Source organism: Nonomuraea sp. NPDC050328 (assembly GCF_044459405.1).
Lineage (GTDB): Bacteria > Actinomycetota > Actinomycetes > Streptosporangiales > Streptosporangiaceae > Nonomuraea.
Window position 1 is genome coordinate 83,288 of sequence record NZ_JBITIW010000018.1, and the last position, 21,522, is coordinate 104,809.

The 21,522-nt window shown below is 72.9% G+C and carries 19 protein-coding genes and 1 tRNA gene; 9 read left to right on the forward strand and 11 right to left on the reverse strand.

Annotated features, from left to right (window positions below):
- Positions 1–12: 12 nt before the first annotated feature.
- The 4 genes from ACIBG7_RS42285 (at position 13) to lat (ending at position 3,803) form a co-directional block, all read left to right on the forward strand.
- Positions 13–1,533 (forward strand): penicillin-binding transpeptidase domain-containing protein, encoded by a 1,521-nt coding sequence (locus tag ACIBG7_RS42285; RefSeq protein ID WP_357935361.1) that lies wholly within the window; start codon positions 13–15, stop codon positions 1,531–1,533.
- Between the two features lie 2 nt (positions 1,534–1,535).
- Complete coding sequence (locus ACIBG7_RS42290) at positions 1,536–1,904, forward strand: PPOX class F420-dependent oxidoreductase (RefSeq protein WP_357935364.1); 369 nt, start codon at positions 1,536–1,538, stop codon at positions 1,902–1,904.
- Between the two features lie 62 nt (positions 1,905–1,966).
- Positions 1,967–2,467, forward strand: coding sequence for an HdeD family acid-resistance protein (locus ACIBG7_RS42295; RefSeq protein WP_357935367.1), 501 nt, complete (start codon positions 1,967–1,969; stop codon positions 2,465–2,467).
- Between the two features lie 58 nt (positions 2,468–2,525).
- A complete protein-coding gene (lat, locus tag ACIBG7_RS42300; protein ID WP_397339954.1) occupies positions 2,526–3,803 on the forward strand; it encodes an L-lysine 6-transaminase in 1,278 nt (425 codons plus the stop codon).
- A gap of 68 nt (positions 3,804–3,871) precedes the next feature.
- On the opposite strand, the gene ACIBG7_RS42305 is transcribed toward lat, so the two are convergent.
- From ACIBG7_RS42305 to ACIBG7_RS42340, 8 genes are all read right to left on the reverse strand, one after another.
- Complete coding sequence (locus ACIBG7_RS42305) at positions 3,872–4,111, reverse strand: response regulator transcription factor (RefSeq protein WP_357935372.1); 240 nt, start codon at positions 4,109–4,111, stop codon at positions 3,872–3,874.
- Positions 4,112–4,260: 149 nt separating this feature from the next.
- Positions 4,261–4,336, reverse strand: a tRNA-His gene (locus ACIBG7_RS42310).
- A 66-nt stretch (positions 4,337–4,402) separates the two neighbouring features.
- The gene (orn, locus tag ACIBG7_RS42315; protein WP_357935375.1) at positions 4,403–4,996 is read right to left on the reverse strand and encodes an oligoribonuclease; all 594 of its coding nucleotides are present in this window, start codon (positions 4,994–4,996) and stop codon (positions 4,403–4,405) included.
- Positions 4,997–5,057: 61 nt separating this feature from the next.
- Positions 5,058–6,371, reverse strand: coding sequence for an APA family fibronectin-binding glycoprotein (locus tag ACIBG7_RS42320; protein ID WP_397339955.1), 1,314 nt, complete (start codon positions 6,369–6,371; stop codon positions 5,058–5,060).
- 39 nt (positions 6,372–6,410) lie between these two features.
- Positions 6,411–7,772, reverse strand: a complete 1,362-nt coding sequence (locus tag ACIBG7_RS42325) for a hypothetical protein (protein ID WP_397339956.1) — start codon at positions 7,770–7,772, stop codon at positions 6,411–6,413.
- Positions 7,773–7,879: 107 nt separating this feature from the next.
- Positions 7,880–9,403 carry a serine/threonine-protein kinase gene (locus ACIBG7_RS42330; RefSeq protein ID WP_397339957.1) on the reverse strand — a complete coding sequence of 508 codons (1,524 nt, stop codon included), beginning with the start codon at positions 9,401–9,403 and terminating at the stop codon, positions 7,880–7,882.
- A 96-nt stretch (positions 9,404–9,499) separates the two neighbouring features.
- The gene (locus tag ACIBG7_RS42335; RefSeq protein ID WP_397339958.1) at positions 9,500–11,800 is read right to left on the reverse strand and encodes a protein kinase; all 2,301 of its coding nucleotides are present in this window, start codon (positions 11,798–11,800) and stop codon (positions 9,500–9,502) included.
- 59 nt (positions 11,801–11,859) lie between these two features.
- Positions 11,860–12,498 (reverse strand): pyridoxamine 5'-phosphate oxidase family protein, encoded by a 639-nt coding sequence (locus ACIBG7_RS42340; protein WP_357935388.1) that lies wholly within the window; start codon positions 12,496–12,498, stop codon positions 11,860–11,862.
- A 71-nt stretch (positions 12,499–12,569) separates the two neighbouring features.
- Here ACIBG7_RS42340 and ACIBG7_RS42345 point away from each other — a divergent pair, with 71 nt between their 5' ends.
- Positions 12,570–13,955: a PLP-dependent aminotransferase family protein gene (locus tag ACIBG7_RS42345; RefSeq protein ID WP_397339959.1), complete on the forward strand. Its 1,386-nt coding sequence runs from the start codon at positions 12,570–12,572 to the stop codon at positions 13,953–13,955.
- Between the two features lie 25 nt (positions 13,956–13,980).
- Here the strand turns inward: ACIBG7_RS42345 and ACIBG7_RS42350 are convergent, their stop codons facing one another.
- Together ACIBG7_RS42350 and ACIBG7_RS42355 are read right to left on the reverse strand one after the other, a co-directional pair.
- Positions 13,981–15,138: a DegT/DnrJ/EryC1/StrS family aminotransferase gene (locus ACIBG7_RS42350; RefSeq protein WP_357935394.1), complete on the reverse strand. Its 1,158-nt coding sequence runs from the start codon at positions 15,136–15,138 to the stop codon at positions 13,981–13,983.
- Positions 15,135–16,217 carry a GNAT family N-acetyltransferase gene (locus tag ACIBG7_RS42355; protein WP_357935397.1) on the reverse strand — a complete coding sequence of 361 codons (1,083 nt, stop codon included), beginning with the start codon at positions 16,215–16,217 and terminating at the stop codon, positions 15,135–15,137. The genes ACIBG7_RS42350 and ACIBG7_RS42355 overlap by 4 nt, the downstream gene beginning before the upstream one ends.
- Before the next feature lie 108 nt (positions 16,218–16,325).
- On the opposite strand from ACIBG7_RS42355, the gene ACIBG7_RS42360 reads away from it, so the two are divergent.
- The 4 genes from ACIBG7_RS42360 (at position 16,326) to ACIBG7_RS42375 (ending at position 20,342) form a co-directional block, all read left to right on the forward strand.
- On the forward strand, positions 16,326–17,360 hold the full coding sequence (locus tag ACIBG7_RS42360) for a phosphotransferase family protein (RefSeq protein ID WP_397339960.1): 1,035 nt from the start codon (positions 16,326–16,328) through the stop codon (positions 17,358–17,360).
- Positions 17,357–18,127 (forward strand): SDR family oxidoreductase, encoded by a 771-nt coding sequence (locus ACIBG7_RS42365; RefSeq protein WP_357935401.1) that lies wholly within the window; start codon positions 17,357–17,359, stop codon positions 18,125–18,127. Before ACIBG7_RS42360 ends, ACIBG7_RS42365 begins: the two co-directional genes overlap by 4 nt.
- A gap of 77 nt (positions 18,128–18,204) precedes the next feature.
- Positions 18,205–19,575, forward strand: coding sequence for a xylan 1,4-beta-xylosidase (locus tag ACIBG7_RS42370; protein ID WP_397339961.1), 1,371 nt, complete (start codon positions 18,205–18,207; stop codon positions 19,573–19,575).
- Positions 19,572–20,342: a pentapeptide repeat-containing protein gene (locus tag ACIBG7_RS42375; RefSeq protein WP_397339962.1), complete on the forward strand. Its 771-nt coding sequence runs from the start codon at positions 19,572–19,574 to the stop codon at positions 20,340–20,342. The genes ACIBG7_RS42370 and ACIBG7_RS42375 overlap by 4 nt, the downstream gene beginning before the upstream one ends.
- On the opposite strand, the gene ACIBG7_RS42380 is transcribed toward ACIBG7_RS42375, so the two are convergent.
- Entirely contained in the window at positions 20,317–21,516 is a 1,200-nt protein-coding gene (locus ACIBG7_RS42380) for a DUF418 domain-containing protein (RefSeq protein ID WP_397339963.1), read from the reverse strand. The two genes, ACIBG7_RS42375 and ACIBG7_RS42380, sit on opposite strands and share 26 nt — an antisense overlap.
- Positions 21,517–21,522 lie beyond the last annotated feature (6 nt).

Consider the following 21,522-nt stretch of genomic DNA (forward strand, 5'->3'; position numbering starts at 1 on the left):
GGAGAAAACCGTATGCGACGCCGCAGGTTGATCGCGCTCGGGATAGGCATCCTGTGCGTGGTCGCCGCCGCGGCCTTCGCGGTGGGGATGGGCAGCGGCGGCGTGCGGGGCAGCGCCGAGCAGACCGCCAGGGCCTACTTCCGCGCGTGGACCGGCCGCGACGTGGACGCCATGCGCAGCCTCGTGGACCGGCCGCCGGCCGACTTCACCCGCCGCCACCTGGGCCTGTCCGAGGCGCTCCAGCTCGAAGGGGTGGACCTGCGCCCCCGCCCGGTACGGCAGGCCGGCGCGGACGCCGCCGAGGTGCCCTTCACCGGCACGATGCGGCTGAAGCGGTTCGGCCCGTGGGAGTTCGAGAGCACGCTGCGCCTGGCCGTACGGGAGCGGCGGTGGAAGGTGGTCTGGACGCCCGAGACGCTGCACCCGCTGCTCAAGGGCGGCGCGACCATCGAGGTCGAGCCGGTCGAGGGCCCCGCGGTCACGCTGGTGACCGCCGAGGGCGCCCAGCTCCCGCGCCGCGGCTACAACGACGCCTACCTCGACGCGCTCCGTACCGAGTTCGAGGGGACGAGCGTCGGCTGGGCGCTGGTGGCGGCCGGCGAGCGGGTCAAGGAGATCCCGCCCAAGACCACCGAGGTCCGGCTGACGCTGTCGAGGCCGGTGCAGGCGGCGGCGGCCCGGGCGCTGGACGAGGTCGAGGACGCGGCGATCGTCGCGCTGCGGGCGAGCACGGGCGAGGTGCTCGCGGTGGCCGACCGGCTGGTGCGCGCCAGCGCGTTCACCGACTACTTCCCGCCCGGCTCGACCTTCAAGGTGGTGAGCGCCGCGGCCCTGCTGGAGACCGGCCTGCAGCCGGACACGCCGGTGGACTGCCCGGCCTCGTACCAGATCCCCTTCCACAGCCCGGTCGGCAACGCCGCCGGCTTCGAGGTGGGCCTGACCACCTTCGAGGGCGCCTTCGCCTGGTCGTGCAACACCAGCTTCGTCCAGCAGGCCTACGAGCGGGAGCTCGGGCCGCGCCTGGCCGGGGTGGCGGCCGACTGGGGGTTCACCGACCGCCCGCTGGCCACCGGGATGGGCGGGCGCTGCGGCCGGCTGACCGAGCCCGGCGATCCCGAGGAGCTCAAGCTGGCGGTGATCGGCCAGGGCACGGTGGAGGCGACGCCGCTGTGCATGGCCGCGGTCGCGGCGGCGGTCCGGAGCGGCACGTGGCAGCCGCCGAGGCTGCTCGGCGACGCCGAGGCCACCCGCATCGACGGGGCCCGGCAGCCTGCCGTACGCCTGGATCCGGTGGTGATCGAGCAGCTCAGGCGGATGATGGGCACGGTGGTCAGCGGCGGTACGGCCAGCGAGGGCGGCCTGCCCGAGGACGTGTACGGCAAGACGGGCACGGCCGAGACCCCCGGCGGCGGCGACCACGCGTGGTTCATCGGCTACCAGGACGACCTGGCCTTCTGCGTCTTCGTCCGGCACGGCGGCTCGGGCGCGAAGGTCGCGGTGCCCGTCGCGGCCAGATTCCTGAGAGGCTTGTGATCGTGAATCTTGGTACGGAGCAGTACGTGTCGGTCACCACCTTCCGCAAGGACGGCACGCCGATGGCGACCCCGGTCTGGGTCGTGCCCTACGGCGAGGGCGCGCTGGCCTTCTGGACCGTGACCGCGTCAGGCAAGATCAAGCGCATCCGGCGCGACCCGAACGTCACCGTCGCCCCCTGCGACGTGCGCGGGAACCTGCGCGGCGAGCCGGTGCCCGGCAAGGCGGAACTGCTCGACCCGGCCGAGACCGCGCGGGTGCGGACGCTGCTGGGCCGCAAGTACGGCGTGCTCGGCCGGCTGATCGTGTGGAGCAGCCGGATCCGCCGTGGCGCGGCCGGCACGGTGGGGGTAAAGATCACCGGGCTGTGACCCTGCTTTGACGGTCGTACGGGCATAGCCGGTGCATGGAACTACTGTCGCGTAATTGGTGGTTGCTGCTGATACGCGGCATCATCGCGATCATCTTCGGCATCATGGCGATGATCTGGCCCGGGATCACGCTCTGGGTCCTGGTGCTCTTCTTCGGCGCCTACGCCCTCGTCGACGGCGTCTTCGCGTTGTTCGCCGGCTTCCAGCAGCCCAAGGGCTCCAAGGCCTGGCTGATCACGATGGGCGTCCTGGGCATCCTGGCGGGCATCGTGGCCTTCGTCTGGCCGGGCATGACCACACTGGTGCTGCTCTACGTCATCGCCTTCTGGGCGATCTTCACCGGTATCACGCAGATCGTCGCGGGCGTACGGCTCCGCAAGACCATCACCAACGAGTGGCTGCTCATCCTGAGCGGCGTGCTCGGGGTGATCTTCGGCATCCTGCTGGTGATCTGGCCGGGCGCCGGGGCACTCGCGATGATCTGGCTGATCGCCGTGTTCGCCATCCTCTACGGGATCACCTTGTGTGTCCTGGCCTTCAAGGTGAAAAGCCTCGCGAAATAGCTCGCCATGGGCGCAAAAATTCCGTATAACGCCGCCAAAAGCGGGGAACGATGCGCTCATGGACGTTCTGGACAGGCTCTCCCGCCATCTGCTCGTCGACGGCTACCGGCTGGTTCTCGATCTCGAACGCAGCAGGGGCTCCTGGTTGGTCGATGCACGGACCGGCCGCCGATACCTCGACTTCTACACCTTCTTCGCCTCGGCCCCGCTGGGCGTGAACCCGCCGCTCGACCCCGCCCGCCTGGCCGGGGTCGCGCTGAACAAGCCCGCCAACCCGGACATGTACACCGAGGAGCTGGCGGGCTTCGTGGACACCTTCTCGCGCGTCCTGGCCGATCCCGACCTGCCGCACCTGTTCTTCGTCGAGGGCGGCGCCCTGGCCGTCGAGAACGCCCTGAAGACCGCCTTCGACTGGAAGAGCCGGCGCAACGAGGCCGCCGGCCGCTCCCCGGACCTCGGCACCCAGGTCATGCACCTGACCAGGGCCTTCCACGGGCGCAGCGGCTACACCCTGTCGCTGACCAACACCGACCCGAACAAGACCGACCGCTTCCCCAAGTTCGGCTGGCCGCGCATCCCCGTCCCGGCCACGCACTTCCCGGACACCGAGGCGATCGAGGCCGAGGCGCTGGCCCAGGCCCGGGCCGCCTTCGAGCGCCACCCGCACGACATCGCCTGCTTCCTCGCCGAGCCGATCCAGGGCGAGGGCGGCGACAACCACATGCGCCCGGAGTTCCTGCAGGCCATGCAGGCGCTGTGCCACGAGCACGACGCCCTGTTCATCCTGGACGAGGTGCAGACCGGCGGCGGCACCACCGGCACCCCGTGGGCCTACCAGCAGCTCGGCCTGGCCCCCGACGTGGTGGCGTTCGCCAAGAAGGTCCAGGTCGGCGGGATCATGGCCGGCCGCCGCGTGGACCTCGTGCCGGACAACGTCTTCCGGGTGAGCGGCCGGATCAACTCCACCTGGGGCGGCGGCCTGGTCGACATGGTCCGCTCCCAGGCCATCCTGGAGATCGTCGAGCGCGACGGCCTCATCAAGCGCGCGGGCACCCTCGGCACGTGGATCGTGGAACGGCTCGGCAAGCTCCAGGCGGAGTTCCCCGGCCTGGTCTCGGGCGCGCGCGGGCGCGGGCTGATGTGCGCGATCGACCTGCCCACGCCGGGCCAGCGAGACGCGCTGGTCGCGGGGCTGCGCGAGGAGGAGGGCGTGCTCGTGCTGCCCTCCGGACCTCGCTCGGTCCGGCTCCGCCCGGCACTCAACGTCACTGAGGAGGAGCTGGACCTCGGACTGACGGCCTGCGCACGCGTCCTGTCCCGCCTCGCCCCGGCCTAGGACACGCGGGCGCCGGCCGCCCGCCGTACGAGCCGCACGGGCGCGGTGAACCACCGCGCCCGCGCGGATCAGGTCTTGAGATCTGGATGGGTACGGCTCAGCCAGACGCCGATCGCCGTGCCGCGGGAGTCCACTCCCAACTTGGAATAGATGCGGTTCACGTGGTTCTTCACGGTTTTCTCGCTGAGGAAGAGCCGTTGGGCGATCTCGCCGTTGGACTCGCCGCGGGCGATGAGGTCCATGACCTCCGCCTCGCGCTTGCTCAGTGACATGGCCACGTGCTCGTAGGCTGCGTCGTCGACTCTCATCCGGCCTCCGGGGCGGCGAAGACGTTTCGGTCGCCGATACCCCCGTGCTTCCGGCGTACGCGCTAGACAGCGAGCATAACTCGCATTGTCCCGATTTGTGGATAATCCGCGAAAAGGCCCGGCCACCTGGGTGACCGGGCCTTCCGACCTGGGGTGAGCGAGGGGACTTGAACCCCCGGCATCCAGGACCACAACCTGGCGCTCTGCCAACTGAGCTACGCCCACCATGCGTGCCGCGCTTGGCGGCACAGAGAAAAGTGTAGCGGGGTTCGGGAGTCTTTACGCCATCGATTAGCGCGTGACACCCTCGGCCAGTGCCCGGGCCGTCGCCGAGTCGGGGCCGGGCTGGGCGACGAACACCGCCGCACGGTAGTACCGCATCTCCCGGACGCTCTCGGTGATGTCGGCCAGGGCGCGGTGACCGCCCTGCTTCTCCGGCGCGGCGAAGTAGACCCGCGGGTACCAGCGCCGGACCAGCTCCTTCACGGAGGACACGTCGATCATCCGGTAGTGCAGGAAGGCGTCGACCGCGGGCATGTCGCGGGCCAGGAAGGCCCGGTCGGTGCCGATCGAGTTGCCGCACAGCGGCGCCTTCTTCGGCTCGCCCACGTGGCCGCGGATGTAGTCGAGCACGAGCGACTCCGCCTCCGCCAGCGTCACGCCCTCGCCGAGCTCGGGCAGCAGGCCGGAGGCGGTGTGCATCTCGCGCACCACGTCCGACATCTGCTCCAGCGCCTCCGGCGGGGGCTTGATGACGACGTCCACGCCCTCGTCCAGCCGGTTCAGCTCGCTGTCGGTGACCACGCAGGCCACCTCGATGAGCGCGTCACGCCCAAGGTCGAGCCCGGTCATCTCGCAGTCGATCCAGACCAGGAAGTCACTCATGAAGTCTCCTTGCTTCCAGCACAAGCGTAGGGGCTCGGCGGCGCCGCGCCCTCCACCCGGCTCAGGAGAGGCGGACCGAGTTCACCAGCTTGGTCGCCAGGTCCGCGCCCAGGTTGTCCGGGACGGAGATGTAGACCAGCGCGGGCGGCTGGTCGCCGCGGTCGATCAGCAGGACCGCGCCGTTCTCCTTCTGCCACTTGTAGCCCTTGGCCTTGGACTCGGCGGAGAAGTCGAACTGGAACTCCACGATCCACGCGCTCCGCTCGCCGACCTTCGTCGCCTCGCTGGCGAGGATCTTGGGCGCGGGGTGCGGCACGGACTCGTAGAAGCGGGCGAAATCGGTGAAGACCGTCTCGGCCGCGCTCTGCAGGCTCTCGACGCCGGTGTAGGGGTAGATCGGGTTGAGCGGTCCGGTGTAGACGTTGCCGACCCAGTCCTCCTCGCTGTCGTACTTGGCGTGCGAGACGGCCTGCAGGGCGCTGGTCCAGCGCTGCATGCGCGGGTCGTTGCCGTTGACGGTCTCGGCCGGGGGCACGGTCCAGCCCTCGGGCACCTCGTAGGACAGGCCGGTCTGCGGGTCGGTGATCCGGCCGTCGGCGGGCTCGGGCAGCTCGACCGCGCCCTGTTGCGGCTGGCTCGGGTCGGGCGTGGGCGAGGTCTCCGGGGAGGCCTCGGGGGAGTTCTCGGGCGAGTTCTCGGGGGTGGGGTCGGGCTGCTGCTCGGTCTGGGCCGGGCCGGGGGTGGGCTGGGCGATCGGGGTCGACTCGCGGTTGACGAAGATGATCGCGACCGTGGCGATCAGGCCGATCACGACCAGGGCCGCCACGCCGGCCAGGATCCACGGGAGCGCGCCGCCCTTCTTGGGCGGGGTCTGGCCGGGGGCGCCGCCCCACTGCTGGCCGCCCGGCTGGCCGGGCCACTGCTGGCCGCCCCAGGGCTGCTGGCCCGGCTGCTGGTGGCCCGGAGCCTGATGGCCGACGGGCTGCTGGTGGGGAGCCGGCTGGTGGGGGTCGTGCGGATGGGGCGGCTGCTGCGGGCCGCTCCACGGCTGCTCGTGCTGCTGCGGGCCGCTCCAGGGCTGCTCGTGCTGCTGGGGGCCGCTCCAAGGTTGTTCGTGCTGCTGCGGGCCGCTCGGGGCCGGGCCGCCGTACGCGCCGTACTGGCCCTGGCCGTACATGGGCTGGCCGTACTGCTGCGTCGGATTGGCGGGCGTCTCCTGCGGCCCCGCCGGGGCCTGCTGCTGGGACGCGGCCGGACCCGTCGCCTGCTGCTCCGTCGGATGCGTGGCGTCGGTCCACTGGTTGCCGTCCCACCAGCGGAGAACGGGTGACCCGTACGGGTCCGGGTACCAGCCTGCGGGGGTCTGCGGAGTCATGGACGTCAGAGTAATAAGAACCGGTTTGTTGTGCATTGCTCAGCAGGAGAAGCTGAACGTCGCCTTGTCCTCGATCTTCTTGCCCTCCGGCTTCGGCGACAGCACCCGGAAGGTCGCGGTCAGCCTGCCCTTGCCGTCGCCTTCGAGCGTCCACAGCAGCGAGACCGTCCACGAGGTCTGCCCGGCGGGGATGTCCTGCTGCTTCTTGTGCCGCTGCTTGGAGTCGCCCTGCTCCCACTCGTAGACGACCGTCCCGGCCTTGCCGTTGGTGGCGATCCGGGCCTGGACCTTGATCGGCTCGGCGCACTTCTGCGTCTTCTTGGGCACGATCACCTCGACCCCGGTCACCGCGATCGGCTCGCTCCTGAACCAGCCGAGCACGGTGTCGCCCATGGTCCAGGCCAGGATCGCGCCCGCGACGATCACCGCGAAGACGATCGCCGCGATGATCGTCCTGAGCCGGCGGCCACGCTCGCGCCGCCGGCGGCGGGGCTGGTCGGCGGCGCCGCCGGAGTTCCGGCCGTCGCGCCAGATCCGCTCGACCGTGCCGCCCTGCCCGGCGTGCTCGGTGGGCACCCCCGGGCCGAAGTGCTGGGCGGCCGAGCCGGGCACGTGCAGCAGGGTGACGATCTCGCCCTCGTCCTGGGGCGGCGCCGCCGTACCAGGACTGAGGGGTGGCGCGGACCAGGTGCGGGCCACCTCGGCCAGCCGGTCGCGGGTGATCTGGCCGAGCGCGTCGCGCCCGGCCAGCAGGACGTCGCGGGCGGCGGCCAGGCCGTGCGTGCCGGCGGTGGCGGCGGCCCGCTCGAACAGCTCGGTCGCGCGGGGCGCGGCGGTCACCCACATGGCCGCCATGCCGCGCGCCAGCGCCGCCCAGGCCGTCACGTCCCGCTGCGGTGAGCCGGCCTGCCCGCGTACGGCGTCGGCCAGCCCGCGCTCGGACAGCAACGTCGCGCCGTCGGAGGCGATGACGACGGTCCCGGGATGCACCGAGCCGTGCGCCAGCCCCGCCGCGTGCAGGGTGAGCAGGGTCTGGGCGGTCTCGATCAGCACCGCGGCGGCCGAGGCGGGGTCGAGGGCGTGCCGCGACATCAGGTCGGCCAGCGACGGGCTGGTGGCCTGCCGGGTCAGCAGCCACACGTCCTCCCCGGCGGCGACCACGTCGTCCACCGGGATCAGCCCGCCGAGCCCCGCCTGGACGAGCTGCCGGTCGGCCAGCACGGTCGCGACGATGCGGTCACGGACGCCGGGCAGCCCCATGACCGCCGGGTCGAAGCGCAGGGCCCCGCCGCGGTCGCCGCTCGGACCGACCGCGTCGATCCAGGTGCCGAGCTCGGTCACCCTGGTCCGCTCGGTGAGCTGGAAGCCGGCGATCCCGCTCCGGGCTCGATGGTCGGCCATCGCCGTTTCCCCCAAGACGCTCTGGATGCCGCCCACGGGAGCGGCTTCTCCCCGCCAGTGTGCCGGGTCCGGCACACCGGTCACCAGCCCTCCTCCTCGTCAGGAGCTCACTCCAGGTGGTTCGTGGGGGTGTCGTCCGGGGTCTCGCCGCCTCCAGGCTCCTCGCCGCCGCCCGGCTCCTCGGTGGACTGGGTTCGCGTCGGGGCCGGCCTGGGGGGCTCCTGCGTGGTGGGCGGGGGAGTCGGGGTCGGCTTGGGGGTCTCGGGGGCCTTGGTCGCGCCCGGCTCGCCCGCCTTGCCCGGCCCCTGATCGTCCTCCTCGGTAGGCGAGGCCGTCGGCGAGGGCTTGACCGGCTTGGGCTTCGGCTTGACCGGAGGCGTGGTGGGCGGCTTGGTGGCGGAGGGCTTGACCGCCGGCGGCTGCTGCTGCTCCTGCGTGGGCTCCGGAGTGGGCGTGACCGTCGGGTCCGGCTCCTCGGTCGGGGTGCTCTCCTCGGTCGGCTCCGGGTCCTCTGTCTCCAGGGTCGGCATGGGGGACGGCGGAGCCGTCGTGGCCGGGCCGGTCTGCGCCACGATCCGGGGCGGGTCCTCGTCGTCGCCGCCGGTCAGCACGATCGCGATCGCGCCGACGACCACGGCGGTGCCCACGAGGCCGGCCAGGGCCTTCATGCCGACCTTGCCCAGGACGCCCTTGCCGCCGAGTTTGGTGCGCACGAGCGTCGTGCTCGTCTCCGGCGGCGCGGCCTCGGGCGCGTTGGGCCACATGACGAGCAGGATCCCGGCCAGCGCGGCCAGGCGGCGCTGCCCGCGCTGCTCCCACTCGGGGCCGTAGGCCGCCTCGGCGACCGCCTCCAGCTCGGTCAGGAAGGCCTGCGCGGACGGCGGCCGGTCGGCGGGCGCTTTTGCCAGCCCCCGCTCCACCAGGCCCTGCAGCGGCGGCGGCACCTCCTCGATCGGCGGCGGCGCGCTGTGGTGCTGGTGCGCCAGCGCCGCCACGTTGGGCGCGCGGTAGGGCCGGGTGCCGGTCAGGCACTCGAAGAACACCGCGGTCGCCGCGTAGACGTCGGTCGCGGGCGAGGCCGCCGCGCCCGACCACTGCTCGGGGGCCATGTACGCGGGCGTCCCGGCCGAGTTGGCCCCCGACCCGGCCCGTACGGCGATGCCGAAGTCGATCAGCTTGCTGGTGCCGTCCCCCTGGACGACCACGTTCTCCGGCTTGTAGTCGCGGTGCACCACGCCGATCGCGTGCGCCGCGGCGAGCCCGCGCAGCGAGCCCTTGAGCACGACGAGCGCCGCCTCGGGCCCGGTCGGCCCCTCGGAGGCCAGGATCTCCCGCAGCGCGACGCCGTTGACCAGCTCCATGACGATCGCCGCGCCGGCGCCGCTCTCGACGTAGTCGATGAAGCGGGCGTTGTGCTCGCTGCGCACCGTGGTGAGCAGCTTGGCCTCGTGCCGGAAGCGCGCGACGAAACCCACGTCGCCGCGGAGCTCGTCGGAGAGGTACTTGATCGCCACTTCCTGGCCGTCGTGATCCCTCCGGGCCAGCACCACCCGACCGGAGGCCCCGGAACCGAGCTCGCGCACGGCGGAGTAACCCGGAACCTCCCACTGCCCCTCAGGTATCCCGTGCATCACGGTCTCCTCAAAGTCATCTGGGCCCCCACCCACATCAGACGGACCGTACCGTAACCCATCCCGATGTGAAATGTCCGCTATTAGCGGGAGAGGTCACTCGACGCAGCCGCCGGTCTTCCCGTCCACCCGGGCCGCGCCCCCGGCCGCCGCGGGATCGGTGGTGGCGACGATCGCCCAGGTGGAACCGCACGGCACAGAACGCCGCTGGTGGGAGATCTGCCGGCTGTAGGCGGTCTCGCCGGCCAGCTCGAACGCCTCGGTGTGGACCGTCTCCCCGCCGATCTGGTAGGCGATGATCAGCCGGACCGGCTGGACCGTCGTGGCCGAGACGGTCACCACGCCGCTGAAGCCGCCCTCGGCGTCGAGCCCGGCCCGCAGGATCGTGACGCTGCGCACCTCGGCCGGGCAGGTCACCTGGGCGCGGGCCGAGGCGCTCTCGCCGCCGGCCCGCGCGACCAGCGACACCACGCGCCCGCACGGCCGCTGCCGCAGCACCCGGGAGAGCTCGACCCGGTAGGCCGTCTCGCCGCGCAGGGCCTCGGCCCGCTCGGCGATGGCCTCGCCGTCCAGGCGCAGCTCGGCGGCCAGGTCCACGGCGTCGGTCCCGCTGGTCCGTACCGTGACCGTGCCGCCGAGCGCGCCGCCCTCGCCGATCGTGACGACCGCGCGCAGTCCGGTCACCCTGGTCGGGCACCTCGGCAGGGTCAGCCGGGCGGTGGCCGACCAGCCAGGGGAGGTGGCGGTCACCGTCACCCGGCGGCCGCAGGGGTGATCGCCCAGGTCGCGGGACAGGGCGCGGGTGTAGGCGGTGGCGCCGCGCAGGCGCAGGTTCTGGGTGGCCACGACCCGGCCGGCGACCGCGTACCGGAGGCGGACCGCGATCGGGGCGGTGCCGGTGGCGCGGGCGGACAGGGTGAGGGTGGCGCGGCCGGACTCGTCCACGGCCAGCCCGGCCAGCGACAGCGCGGCCAGCTCGGTCCTCGGGATCGGCGTGGGCGTCGGGGTGACCGGGGGAGTGGTCGGCGGTTTGGTGGGCGGTTTGGTGGGGGGCTTCGTCGGGGGCTTGGTGGGTGGCTTCGTCGGAGGTTTCACGGTCGGCTTGACCGAAGGCCGCACCGAGGGCCGCGCCGAGGGCCGCACGGAGGGCCGGGTCGAGGGCCGTACCGAGGGTCGCTTGGAAGGGTCGGCCGACGGGCGGTTCTGCGGGGTGAGGGTCACCGTGGGGTCCACGATCGCGGGCGAGACCTCCGGTTCGACCACCTCGGGAGAGGTTTCCACCGGGGCCGGTGTGGGTTCCAGGGAGGGTGCGGGTGTGCCCGGCGTGGGTTGCGGCGTGCTGGGCGCCGCGGCCAGGGCCTCGACCGGTCTGATCGGCGGCGACTCCTGCCCCGCCAGAGCCACCCAGGCCACCCCGCCGGCCACCGCCACCGTGGCCACCCCGGCGGTCAGCCGCTTGGCGTTGCGCCGGGCCCCGTCGAGCACGGTGCGGAACAGGGTGGTGCCGGCCTGCGGCACCGCGGGCGCCTCGGCCCGCTGCGGCAGCAGGAGCGGAAGTAACGCCACCAGCGCCGCCAGCCGCCGCCGCCCCCGCTCCTCCCAGTCCTCGCCGTAGGCCGCCAGCGCCGCGGCCTCCAGCTCGCGCACGAAGGTCAGCGCTCCCGGCGGCCGGTCGGACGGGCTCTTGGCCAGCCCCCGCCGCAGCAGCCCGTGCAGCCCCTCGGGCGCGTCCTGGACCGGGATGGGCGCGTGCAGGTGCTGGTAGCCGAGCACGCTCGGCTCGGTCGAGCGGTAGGGCCGGTGCCCGGTCAGGCACTCGAAGAAGGTCACGGTCGCCGCGTAGACGTCGGTCGCGGGCGAGGCGAGCTCGCCCGACCACATCTCCGGCGCCATGTACGGCGGCGTGCCCTCGGCGCGCAAGGCGGCGCCCTGCCGTACCGCGATGCCGAAGTCGACCAGCTTGCTCTCGCCGTCCTCGCGGACGATCACGTTCTCCGGCTTGTAGTCGCGGTGCACCACGCCCGCCTGGTGGGCGCGCGACAGGCCCAGCAGGGAGCCCTTCAGCACGACCAGCGCCGCCTCCGGCCCGGTGGCGCCGTGCTCGCGCATGACCGCCCGCAGCGAGACGCCGTTGACCAGCTCCATCACGATCGCCGCGCCGCCGGAGTCCTGGACGTACTCCCACAGCCGGGCGATGTGCGTGTCCTGGAGGGTGGTGAGGATGCGGGCCTCGGTCTGGAAGCGCGCCAGCGCCACCGGGTCGCGCCGCAGGTCCTCGGCGAGGTACTTGATCGCGACCTTCACGCCGGTGTCGTCGTGCACCGCCAGCACGACCCGGCCGCTTCCGCCCGTGCCGAGTTGCCTGATCTCCGTGTAGCCGGGGGCGCTCCAGTCCATGGCGCTCTCCTCATCGGGATGGCCCACCCGGTGAGACGCGCGATCCCGGCCTCAGGTTTTCACTTTCGCGTGGCGATGTGAACCGGCAGCTCCACGCCGTCCAGGACCAGGGGGTCGGCCTCGGGCTCGCCCCAGGTCGTGACCAGCGGCAACACCCCCGCCCATACCGGAAGGGCATAGTCCTCCGGTTCGTCCTTCGGCGGGCCGGTGCGGATCTTGACCGAGGCCTCGGCGAGCGACAGCGCCAGCACCGAGGTGGCCGCGAGCTCCTTGCGGCTGGGGCGGCGGGCGTAGTCCCAGGAGCCGGGGGCGGCCTGCTCCGAGAGCGCCCGCAGGGCGTCCTCGCGCTCCTGCTCGTCGGTGACCAGGCGGGCCTCGCCGTAGACCATCGCGGAGCGGTAGTTGACCGAGTGGTCGAAGATCGACCGGGAGTAGACGATGCCGTCGACGTGCGTGACGGTGACGCAGACCTGCGTGCCCTCGCCCAGGCGCAGCGAGCGGGCGCCGGTGGAGCCGTGCAGGTAGAGCGTGTCGCCGATGCGGCCGTAGCAGGTGGGCACGACCATCGGGTAGCCGTCGCGGACCACACCCAGGTGGCAGATCAGGCCGCTGTCGAGCACCTCGTGGAGCTCGGAGTGGTCGGTCGCGGCCCGCTCCTTGGCGCGGCCGAGCTGGGTGCGGGGTGTGGTGGAGAGCATGCGGTCACGCTAATGGGATAGTGGACACCCCGACATGTCCACCGATCTCGGAAACCGAAGGACCACTTGCCGTGCGCGCCGTCGTTGACCTGCCCGTCCTGCTCTCGCGGGAGTCGGAGGTCCCGCTCACCACGCAACTCAGCGACTGGTTGCGCCGGGCCATGCTGGACGGCACCCTGGCCGCCGGCGAGCGGCTGCCCTCCTCGCGCGGGCTGGCCGGCCAGCTCGGCGTCAGCCGTACCGTGGTCACCGAGGCCTACCAGCAGCTCTACGCCGAGGGCTGGCTCGACGGCCGGCACGGGTCCGGCACCTTCGTGGCCGACCTGCAGGCCGCCGCGCCCGAGCCGGTGCCCGCGCCGCCGCCCGCCGACCCGGGCCGCCGGCGGCGCGGCGACCTGATCAACCTCACGCCGGGCGAGCCGTGGGTGCACGACTACGACAACGCCGCCTGGAAGCGGGCCTGGCGCAAGGCCGCCGACCTGCCGCCGGGCAACGACCCCGACCCGCTCGGCCTGCCGTACCTGCGCGAGTTGCTGGCCGCGCACCTGCGGCGCGCCCGCAGCGTGCCGGCCGTGCCGGAGAACGTGCTGGTCACCCGCGGCACCGGCAACGGGCTCGACCTCATCGCCCTGGCCCTGCTCGGGTACGGCAGGCGGGCCGGCGTGGAGGAGCCCGGCTACCGGGTGGCCCGCAACGTGTTCCGGGCGCGCGGCGCGGAGATCGTGCCGTGCCCGGTGGACGAGGACGGCGTGATCGTCGAGGCGCTCCCCGACGACCTCGACGTGCTCTACACCACCCCCGCGCACCAGTACCCGCTCGGCGGCCGGCTGCCGATCACCCGCCGCGAACGGCTGCTGGCCTGGGCCCGCCGGACCGGCGCGATGATCGTCGAGGACGACTACGACGCGGAGTTCCGCTACGACGTCGCCCCGCTGCCCGCCCTGTACGGTCTCGACCCCTCGCGGGTGATCCTGCTCGGCACCCTGTCCAAGACGCTCGCGCCCGACGTCGGCGTGGGCTGGCTGGTCGGCTCGCCGGAGCTGGTGCAGGAGATCGCCCGCCGCCGCGAGGAGGTCTCCGACCGCACCAGCGGCCCGGTCCAGCAGGCCGTGGTCAACCTGCTGGAACGCGGCGACCTGGAGCGGCACCTGCGGCGGATGCGCCTGGAGTACGCGCGCCGCCGGGCCGCCGTCGTGGAGATCCTCGGGCCGGTCTGCGCCCTGCGCGGCGACACCGCCGGGCTGCACGTGCTGGCCGAGCTCCCCGCGCGGGTGGTGCCCCGGATCCTGCGCGGCGCGCTGGAGCGCGGGGTGCGCCTGGAGTCGGTGGACATGGAGCGCTACCACCTCGGGCCCGCGCGGGTGCACGGCCTGGTCATCGGGTACGGCTCGGCCTCCCTGGCGGACGTGCGCCGCGGCTGCCGAGTGGTGGCCGAACTGATCACCGACCTGGGCTGAGCCCACCGGAGCCCACCTGGGCCGGTCAGCGGGCCGGGGTGAGCCGGCGCAACACCGGAAGCGCCCGATCGGCCTGGAGCGGATCGACCGGCAGCACGTGCCGGGCCCACCACCGCGCGTCCTCGGGATCGGGCGACGGCTCGGTGAACCCGGGCGCGTAGTCGTCGTAGGGCGGGTCGTACAGGTAGCCGGTGGACACCCCGTGCCGCTCCAGCGCCGCGATGGCCTCGTCCCGCCGCTCGACCAAGAGCGGCACCCGGAACAACGCCTGCCGCGGGTCCTCCCGCACGGCCGCCGCGGCGCTCGGCAGCTCGGCCAGCCGCGCGACCCCGGCCAGCCGCCGCTCCCGCTGCCGGGGCACGGCCGCGGTGCACCGCGTCTGGTACCACCGCGCCAGCGCCCCGCGCCGCGAGCGGTAGTCGTGCAGGTCCGCCCGCACCCACGGGTCGAAGGCGGGCAACGGCTCGGCCGGAGGCGCCGTCCGGCCCGCCGCGAGCGGCACGTGTGCCACGGCCAGCGCGGCCCGGAGCTCCCGGGCCTGCACCGGGATGCGGTAGCCCTCGCGGGGCTCCTCCATCCCGAGCCGCCGCATCAGCCACAACGCCGGCCGCACCAGGTCGAGCCGGACCGCCGCGCGCCGCGCGACGGAGCTGGCCACGCTGATCAGCTCGGCGCGGAAGGCGCCCGGCCGAAGCAGCCGGTCCCGCGCGGCCCGCAGCGTCTTCAGGTCGTCGGCCTCGGAGACCGCCAGCACCCCGCCCGAGCCGGCGCCGGGGTGCTTGGACAGGCTGAACACCCCGGCCGCCCCGAGGCTGCCCAGCGGCCGGCCGCCGAAGTCGCTCTCCATGGCGTGGGCGACGTCCTCGATCACCAGCTTGCCCGCCAGCGCGGCGTAGTCGTCCGGCAGGCCGTACAGGTTGGTGGTCAGGACCGCGTCCACCGAGCCGAGGTCGATCCGCGAGCTGTCGAGGTTGCCGTCGCGTCGCGACAGCGGCGCGATCACCGGGCGCAGCCCGGCGGCCAGCACGAGGAAGAGGATCTCGTCGGCGGAGATCGGGGACATCAGCAGCCGCTGCCCGGGCGTGCACCAGTGCCGCAGCGCCAGGTAGAGGCCGAGCCGGTTGGAGGGCAGCAGCAGGCACCGGCGGCCGGTGCGGTCGGCGATCAGCCGCTCGGGAGTCATGGCTGAACGGTAGTCCGTACCCGTCCGAAGGCCTTGAGCGCCCGGTCGGCCACGCGCAGCAGCCGCGGGTGGGCCAGGACGGCGGCGCGCAGCCGGCGTGGCGGCACCCGCATCATCCAGTGCGCCGCCGCGCCCGGCCCGGCGGTGGCCACCCGGCCCTCGGCCACGGTGAACTCGCCGGTCTTGAGCTTGTCCTTGTACTCCTTGGCGCCGCGGCCGAGGTCGATCAGCTCGATGCCGTGCTTGGCGGCCTGCTCGGCCATGGACAGGTGGTGGATGAGGCCGGGGGAGTACTTGCCGAAGGCCGGGTCGTAGGCGGGGAACCAGCCGACGAGGGTGGTCGCCGTGCGCAGCCCGAAGTGGCCGGCCATCGGCACGCCGTCCACGTAGACCATGTCCAGGACGCCGGCGAAGCTGTCGGTGCGGACCGCCATGAGCCGCTCGACCAGCTCGACGATCCAGGGGTGGGCGAAGCGGTCGGCCCGCCCGGTGCGCCGGTACTGGTCGGTCTTCCAGCGCAGCAGCGTGCCCAGGGCCGCGTCGTCGGCGACCCCGTAGTCGTGGCGCAGCGGCCCGAGGTCCCGTTCCAGCTTGCGGGCCTTGGCCAGGGTGGACTTGTAGGTCTTGCCCGACTCCCGCACCAGGTGCGCGGTGTAGGCGTCCCAGCCGTCGCGCAGGTCGATGACGGGGGAGGGGTGGCGTTCGTGCCGCGCGGTCAGCAGCGGCTGCCCGGCCACCAGGTGGTCGAACTCGTAGACGGCCAGCCCGGCGTCCTTGATCAGCCGGACCGGGTCGAGCTCGACGTCCTTGGCCACGACCAGGCCCTGCGCGTCGGTCAGCCCGGCGGCCACCGGCTTGCCGATGCCCAGCGCGTGCCGCTCGAAGGGGAAGAAGCCCACGACTCGCGGCCCCTCCTCCAGGACCGCGACCCGGACCTGCGGTCGCACTTCCCCGGTGACCTGCGTGAACTCGGGGGACAGAAAGGGGTTGTCAAGCGCCGGGTCGGCCCGCTGCAGCTCGCGCCACCGGCCGACCTCGGAGTCGCCCAGCTCGCGCGGGTGCACAACGGTGAGTCGCATGGTGTTATCACGTTAGAAGTCGATTTAGCGTGCTTGATGGTACCCCGAGAGATCGTTACCCAACACCACGCTGGTTTTTAGGACCGAGCGGCGTTCTAATGTGATGCCATGACCGTACCCGGGATTGACCAGCCCGCGCTGGTGGCGTGGATGGGCAGGCACCTGCCCGAGGTCGGCGAGCCGCTGTCGGTCTCGCTGATCTCCGGCGGCAGGTCGAACCTGACCTACCGCATCCAGGCCCGCGAGCGCGACGTGGTCCTCCGCCGCCCGCCGCTCGGCCACGTGCTGCCCACCGCGCACGACATGCGCCGGGAGTGGCGGGTCATCTCCGCGCTGGCCCCCACCGCCGTCCCCGTGCCGGAACCCCTCGCCTTCTGCGCCGACGAGGACGTCATCGGCGCCCCCTTCTACCTGATGGGCCACGTGGACGGCGTCGCGGTCCGCGACCGCGACGAGCTCCACGCCGGGCCCGAGCAGGCCAGGAAGCTGGCCGAGCGGCTCGCGGAGATCCTCGCCGCGATCCACGCGCTCGACTACCGCGAGATCGGCCTCGCCGACTTCGGCCGGCCGGAGGGCTACCTGCCGCGCCAGCTCGACCGCTGGTGCCAGCAGTGGGAACGCTCCTCCGACGGCGAGACGCCCGAGTTCACCCGGCTGGTCGCGCGGCTGCGCGAGCGCATGCCCGCCGTCTCCGCCGCGACGCTGGTCCACGGCGACTACCGGCTGGACAACACGCTGGTACGGCTCGCGCCGGACACCGAGATCCTCGCGGTGGTCGACTGGGAGATGTCCACGCTCGGCGACCCGCTGGCCGACCTCGGACTGACCCTCACCTACTGGCACGACCCCGGCGACGACGAGCGGGCCGGCATCCCGGTGGCCGGGGACGTCACCCTGGCCCCCGGCTTCCTCAACACCGCCGAGTTCGCCGCGCACTACGCCAAGATCTCCGGCCGCGACGTCACCGACCTGCCCTTCTACATCGCCTTAGGCAACTTCAAGCTGGCCGTCATCGTCGAGGGTATCCACGCCCGCTTCCGCCAGGGTAAGACCGTGGGGGAAGGCTTCGAGCGCATCGGCGCGGCCGTCCCCACCCTGATCTCCCGTGCCCACCGCATGCTCGACCAGGAGGCCTCCGCATGAGCACTGTCGCACTGATCACCGGCGCGGCCAGCGGGATCGGGGCCTCCGTGGCCCGCCGGCTGGCCCAGGGCGGGGCCCGCTGCGTCCTGGTCGACCTCGACGAGACCGGCGCCGAGCGGCTGGCCAAGGAGGTCGGCGGCGTCGCGCTGGCCGGCGACGTGGCCGACCCCGAGACCTCCCGGCGCGCGGTCGCCCTGGCCGAGGAGCGCTACGGCCGGCTCGACCTGGTGCACCTCAACGCGGGCATCTCCAGCGGCGTCGACTTCGCCGCCTTCGACCTGGCGCGCTACCGCACCACGATGGGCGTCAACGTGGACGGGGTGGTGTTCGGCCTGGAGGCCGCCGTCCCGCTGCTGCTGCGCTCGGGCGGGGGCGCGATCGTGGTCACCGCCTCGCTGGCCGGCCTGGTCGGCTACGACGGCGACCCGATCTACACGATGACCAAGCACGCCGTCGTGGGGCTGGTCCGGGCGATGGCCCCGCCGCTGGCGCGGATGAAGGTGCGCATCAGCGCGGTCTGCCCCGGTTTCACCGACACGCCGCTGGTGGCCGACGTCAAGCAGGTCTTCGTGGACGCGGGATTCCCGCTGCTCACCGCGGACGACGTGGCCGCGGCGGTCGAGACCGCGTTCTACGCCGTGGAGCCCGGATCCCTGCTGATCGTCCAGCCGGGACGGGCGCCGGTGCCCTACCGGTATTCGGGGGTGCCGGGCCCGGCGAGCGGCGAGCGGCCCCCGGAGGGCAAGCCGGAGTCAAGCGACCGCTAAGAAAGCGCGGCTAACCTGGGGCACGGCACCGGGTCGACCGCTCGGTGCCGCGGTACGCACAGAGTGGAGGCCCCGCCGTGATCCCGTCTCGCGGGCAGCACGCTCGCCGCCCCGGGTGGGGAGTCGCCATCGGCGCCGGCGTGCTCGCCCTGCTGCTGATCCTCGCCGTCCTGGTCTACGCCGGCAGCCGCCGCTCGCCCCGCGGCGAGGTGGCCCGGTTGCCCGGCGTCCAGGAGCCGGCGCCGACCCTGGCCTCGCCGCCCGCGCTGGAGAACTGGCCCCGCTGGGGCGTCACGCACACCCAGTACAGCGCCGACAACGAGCCGGCCGAGGTCGAGGACCAGGCCAGAGGCCTGCTCAGGCGCGAGCCGATGCTGCAGAACCAGCACATCATGGGCTGGGGCGCCGACAACCCCGAACCGGCGCCGGGCCGCTACAACCTTCGCGACCTCAACAGCCGGCTCACCTTCATCTCCTCGGCCGGCGGCATCCCGGTCATCACGCTGTGCTGCGCGCCCGACTGGATGAAGGGCGGTACGGCAGGCCGTACCGACTGGGAGAAGAACGCCACCGTCGCCCCGCTGCGCGAGCACTTCGACGACTTCGCCAAGCTCTCCGTGCGCATCGCCAAGCAGTACCCGACGGTCAAGCACTTCCTGGTCTGGAACGAGTTCAAGGGCTTCTGGGACCCGTCGGCCGACAAGTGGGACGCCGCGGGCTACACCGAGATGTACAACAAGGTCTACACCGCGTTGAAGAAGCACGACCCGGCCATCCAGGTAGGCGGGCCGTACATCTCGCTGGGCAGCACCGGCAAGCAGGTGCCGGGCGCGGTGCTGAGCGGCCCGTGGGGCAGCGTCGAGCCGCGCGGGATGGAGGCCCTGGAGCACTGGCTGGCTAGGAAGAAGGGCGCCGACTTCGTCGTGGTCGACGGCTGGTCGACGGCGATCGAGGGCGGCGCGGTGCCCGACGAGTTCACCGCGGTGACCAAGTTCGGCGCGATCACCACCTGGCTGCGCCAGCGCAGCGGCGGGCTGCCGGTCTGGTGGGCCGAGTGGTACGTCGAGCCGGAGAACTCCGGCTGGGACGAGACCAGGCGCACCGCCGTGCAGGCCGCCGCGATGATGGAGTTCGCCTCCAGCGGCGCGGCCACCGCGCTCTACTGGAACCCGCAGCGCAAGCAGGGCCAGGAGTGCCCCGGCTGCCTGTGGGAGCCGGGGACGGGCGCCGAGCTGCCGATGGCCGGGCTGCTCAGCGGCTTCACCAAGTGGTTTCCCGCCGGGATCGAGCTGGAGCGGGTCGAGGCCTCCGACCCGCAGGTGAAGGTCCTGGCCCAGCAACGCATGCTGGTCATGGTCAATACCACCGCGCGCGAGCTGTCGGCTACTGTCGACGGCGAGCAGGTCACCCTGAAGCCCTACGAGATCCGGTGGAGTCCCCGAGTTTGAGCACGCCCGTCCTCAAGGCCGACTGTTCCCGTTGTTTCGGGTTGTGCTGCGTCGTGCCCGCCTTCACCCGCTCGGCGGACTTCGCGCTCGACAAGCCCTCCGGGCAGCCCTGCCCGAACCTCCAGCCCGACTTCCGCTGTGGCATCCACACCCGGCTCCGCGACAGCGGCTTCACCGGCTGCACGGTCTACGACTGCTTCGGCGCGGGCCAGCAGCTCTCGCAGGTGACCTTCGAGGGCAAGCGCTCGCCGCGCATCGACGCCGTCTTCCCGATCATGCGCAACCTGCACGAGCTGCTCTACTACGTGAACGAGGCCGCCGAGCGGGCGCCCTCGGCCGAGCTGAGCGCGGCCCGCGAGCGGCTGGCGGCGCTGACCGGCGCGACGCCCGACGAGCTGGAGCGGCTCGACGTCGACGCCCTGCGCGTCGAGCTCAACCCGCTGCTGGTCAAGGCGGGCGAGACGGTGGCCGCCGGGGCGCCGGGCAAGCGCAAGGACCACCGGGGCGGCATGCTGATCGGCGCCAAGCTCAAGGGGGCCGACCTGCGCGGGGCCAGCCTGCGCGGCGCCTACCTGCTGGGCGCCGACCTGCGAGGAGCGGACCTGCGGCTGGCCGACCTCATCGGCGCCGACCTGCGCGGGGCCGATCTGCGGGGCGCCGACCTGACCGGGGCGATCTTCCTCACCCAGTCGCAGCTCGACGCCGCCAAGGGCGACCGGACGACCCGGCTGCCCGGCACGCTCAGCCGTCCGTCCCACTGGCGCTGACCCGGCTCGGGCCGGGCCGGCGCCAGTAGGTGAGCCAGCGCAGCACGAACTCGACCGGCCCGTAGCGGTGCGCGCGCAGGTACCAGTGGCTGCAGGCGGCCTGCGCGATGAAGATCAGGACCGCGATGCCCACCTCGGCGGGCGGGCTCACCCGCTCGATGAGGGCGAAGCCGTACCCGGTGAAGATCAGCGAGCAGATGAGCGACTGCGCCAGGTAGTTGCTCAGCGCCATCCGCCCCGGCGCGGCCAGCACCCGGGTCAGGAGCGGGAAACGCGGCAGCAGGCGCAGCAGCGTGGCGGCGTAGGCGGCGGCCAGAAGCGGCGCTGTGACCAGATCGACCGCCTGCCCTAGGAACTTGTGCCCGACGCCGTTCCAGGTCGCCAGCGTGTACACCAGGGCCCCCAGGAGCCCCACGGTGAAGCCCAGCCACTGCAGCCGGCGCAGCAGCGCGGTCGCGCCGGACACGTCGCGCAGCGCGCTCATCTTGCCCAGCGCCAGGCCCACCAGGCAGGCGGCCAGCACGGCCGGGCCCTGGAAGAGCACCCGCGCCACCGCGATGAAGGAGAGCTTGCGCACGTGGTCGGAGATCACCTGCGCCGGCGTGCCCTGCTGGAGCTGGTCGGCGAGGTTCGCCTCGGCCACCCCGCCGGCGATCGAGCCGGTGACCGGGTAACCCATCTTGGCCAGCGCGGCCAGCACCAGGAACCCGAGCGCCAGCACCATCGTCAGCGCCGCCGCCAGCCACAGCGCGCGGCGCGGGCTCAGGTTGCGCAGGGCCAGCAGCGCCAGGCCGACCACGGCGTACGTGGTCAGGATGTCGCCGGGGAACAGCAGCACCGAGTGCGCGACCCCCAGCACGAACAGCCCGCCCAGCCGGCGCAGGAACATCGGCGTGAACCCGGCACCGCGCCGGGCCGCCGACGCCATCTGCAACGTGAAGCTGTAGCCGAACAGGAACGAGAACAACAGGTAGAACTTGTTCTCCACCAGCAGGGTGACGCCCCAGCGCACACCCCAGTCGGCCGGCGAGGAGAAGCCGGGCTCGGGCAGCCCGGCCATCCGGTACCCCGACGCCAGGTAGGCGATGTTCACGAGCAGGATGCCGAGCAGCGCGAACCCGCGCAGCGCGTCCACCGAGTCGAGGCGGGTCGACTCCAGTCTCAATTTGCTCATTGGGCG

Coding starts and splice junctions, on each gene's coding strand:
- ACIBG7_RS42285 (WP_357935361.1), top strand. CDS start 13: ATGCGACGCCGCAGGTTGATCGCGCTCGGGATAGGCATCCTGTGCGTG.
- lat (WP_397339954.1), top strand. CDS start 2,526: ATGGACGTTCTGGACAGGCTCTCCCGCCATCTGCTCGTCGACGGCTAC.
- ACIBG7_RS42305 (WP_357935372.1), bottom strand. CDS start 4,111: ATGAGAGTCGACGACGCAGCCTACGAGCACGTGGCCATGTCACTGAGC.
- orn (WP_357935375.1), bottom strand. CDS start 4,996: ATGAGTGACTTCCTGGTCTGGATCGACTGCGAGATGACCGGGCTCGAC.
- ACIBG7_RS42320 (WP_397339955.1), bottom strand. CDS start 6,371: ATGACTCCGCAGACCCCCGCAGGCTGGTACCCGGACCCGTACGGGTCA.
- ACIBG7_RS42325 (WP_397339956.1), bottom strand. CDS start 7,772: ATGGCCGACCATCGAGCCCGGAGCGGGATCGCCGGCTTCCAGCTCACC.
- ACIBG7_RS42330 (WP_397339957.1), bottom strand. CDS start 9,403: ATGCACGGGATACCTGAGGGGCAGTGGGAGGTTCCGGGTTACTCCGCC.
- ACIBG7_RS42335 (WP_397339958.1), bottom strand. CDS start 11,800: ATGGACTGGAGCGCCCCCGGCTACACGGAGATCAGGCAACTCGGCACG.
- ACIBG7_RS42340 (WP_357935388.1), bottom strand. CDS start 12,498: ATGCTCTCCACCACACCCCGCACCCAGCTCGGCCGCGCCAAGGAGCGG.
- ACIBG7_RS42350 (WP_357935394.1), bottom strand. CDS start 15,138: ATGACTCCCGAGCGGCTGATCGCCGACCGCACCGGCCGCCGGTGCCTG.
- ACIBG7_RS42355 (WP_357935397.1), bottom strand. CDS start 16,217: ATGCGACTCACCGTTGTGCACCCGCGCGAGCTGGGCGACTCCGAGGTC.
- ACIBG7_RS42360 (WP_397339960.1), top strand. CDS start 16,326: ATGACCGTACCCGGGATTGACCAGCCCGCGCTGGTGGCGTGGATGGGC.
- ACIBG7_RS42365 (WP_357935401.1), top strand. CDS start 17,357: ATGAGCACTGTCGCACTGATCACCGGCGCGGCCAGCGGGATCGGGGCC.
- ACIBG7_RS42380 (WP_397339963.1), bottom strand. CDS start 21,516: ATGAGCAAATTGAGACTGGAGTCGACCCGCCTCGACTCGGTGGACGCG.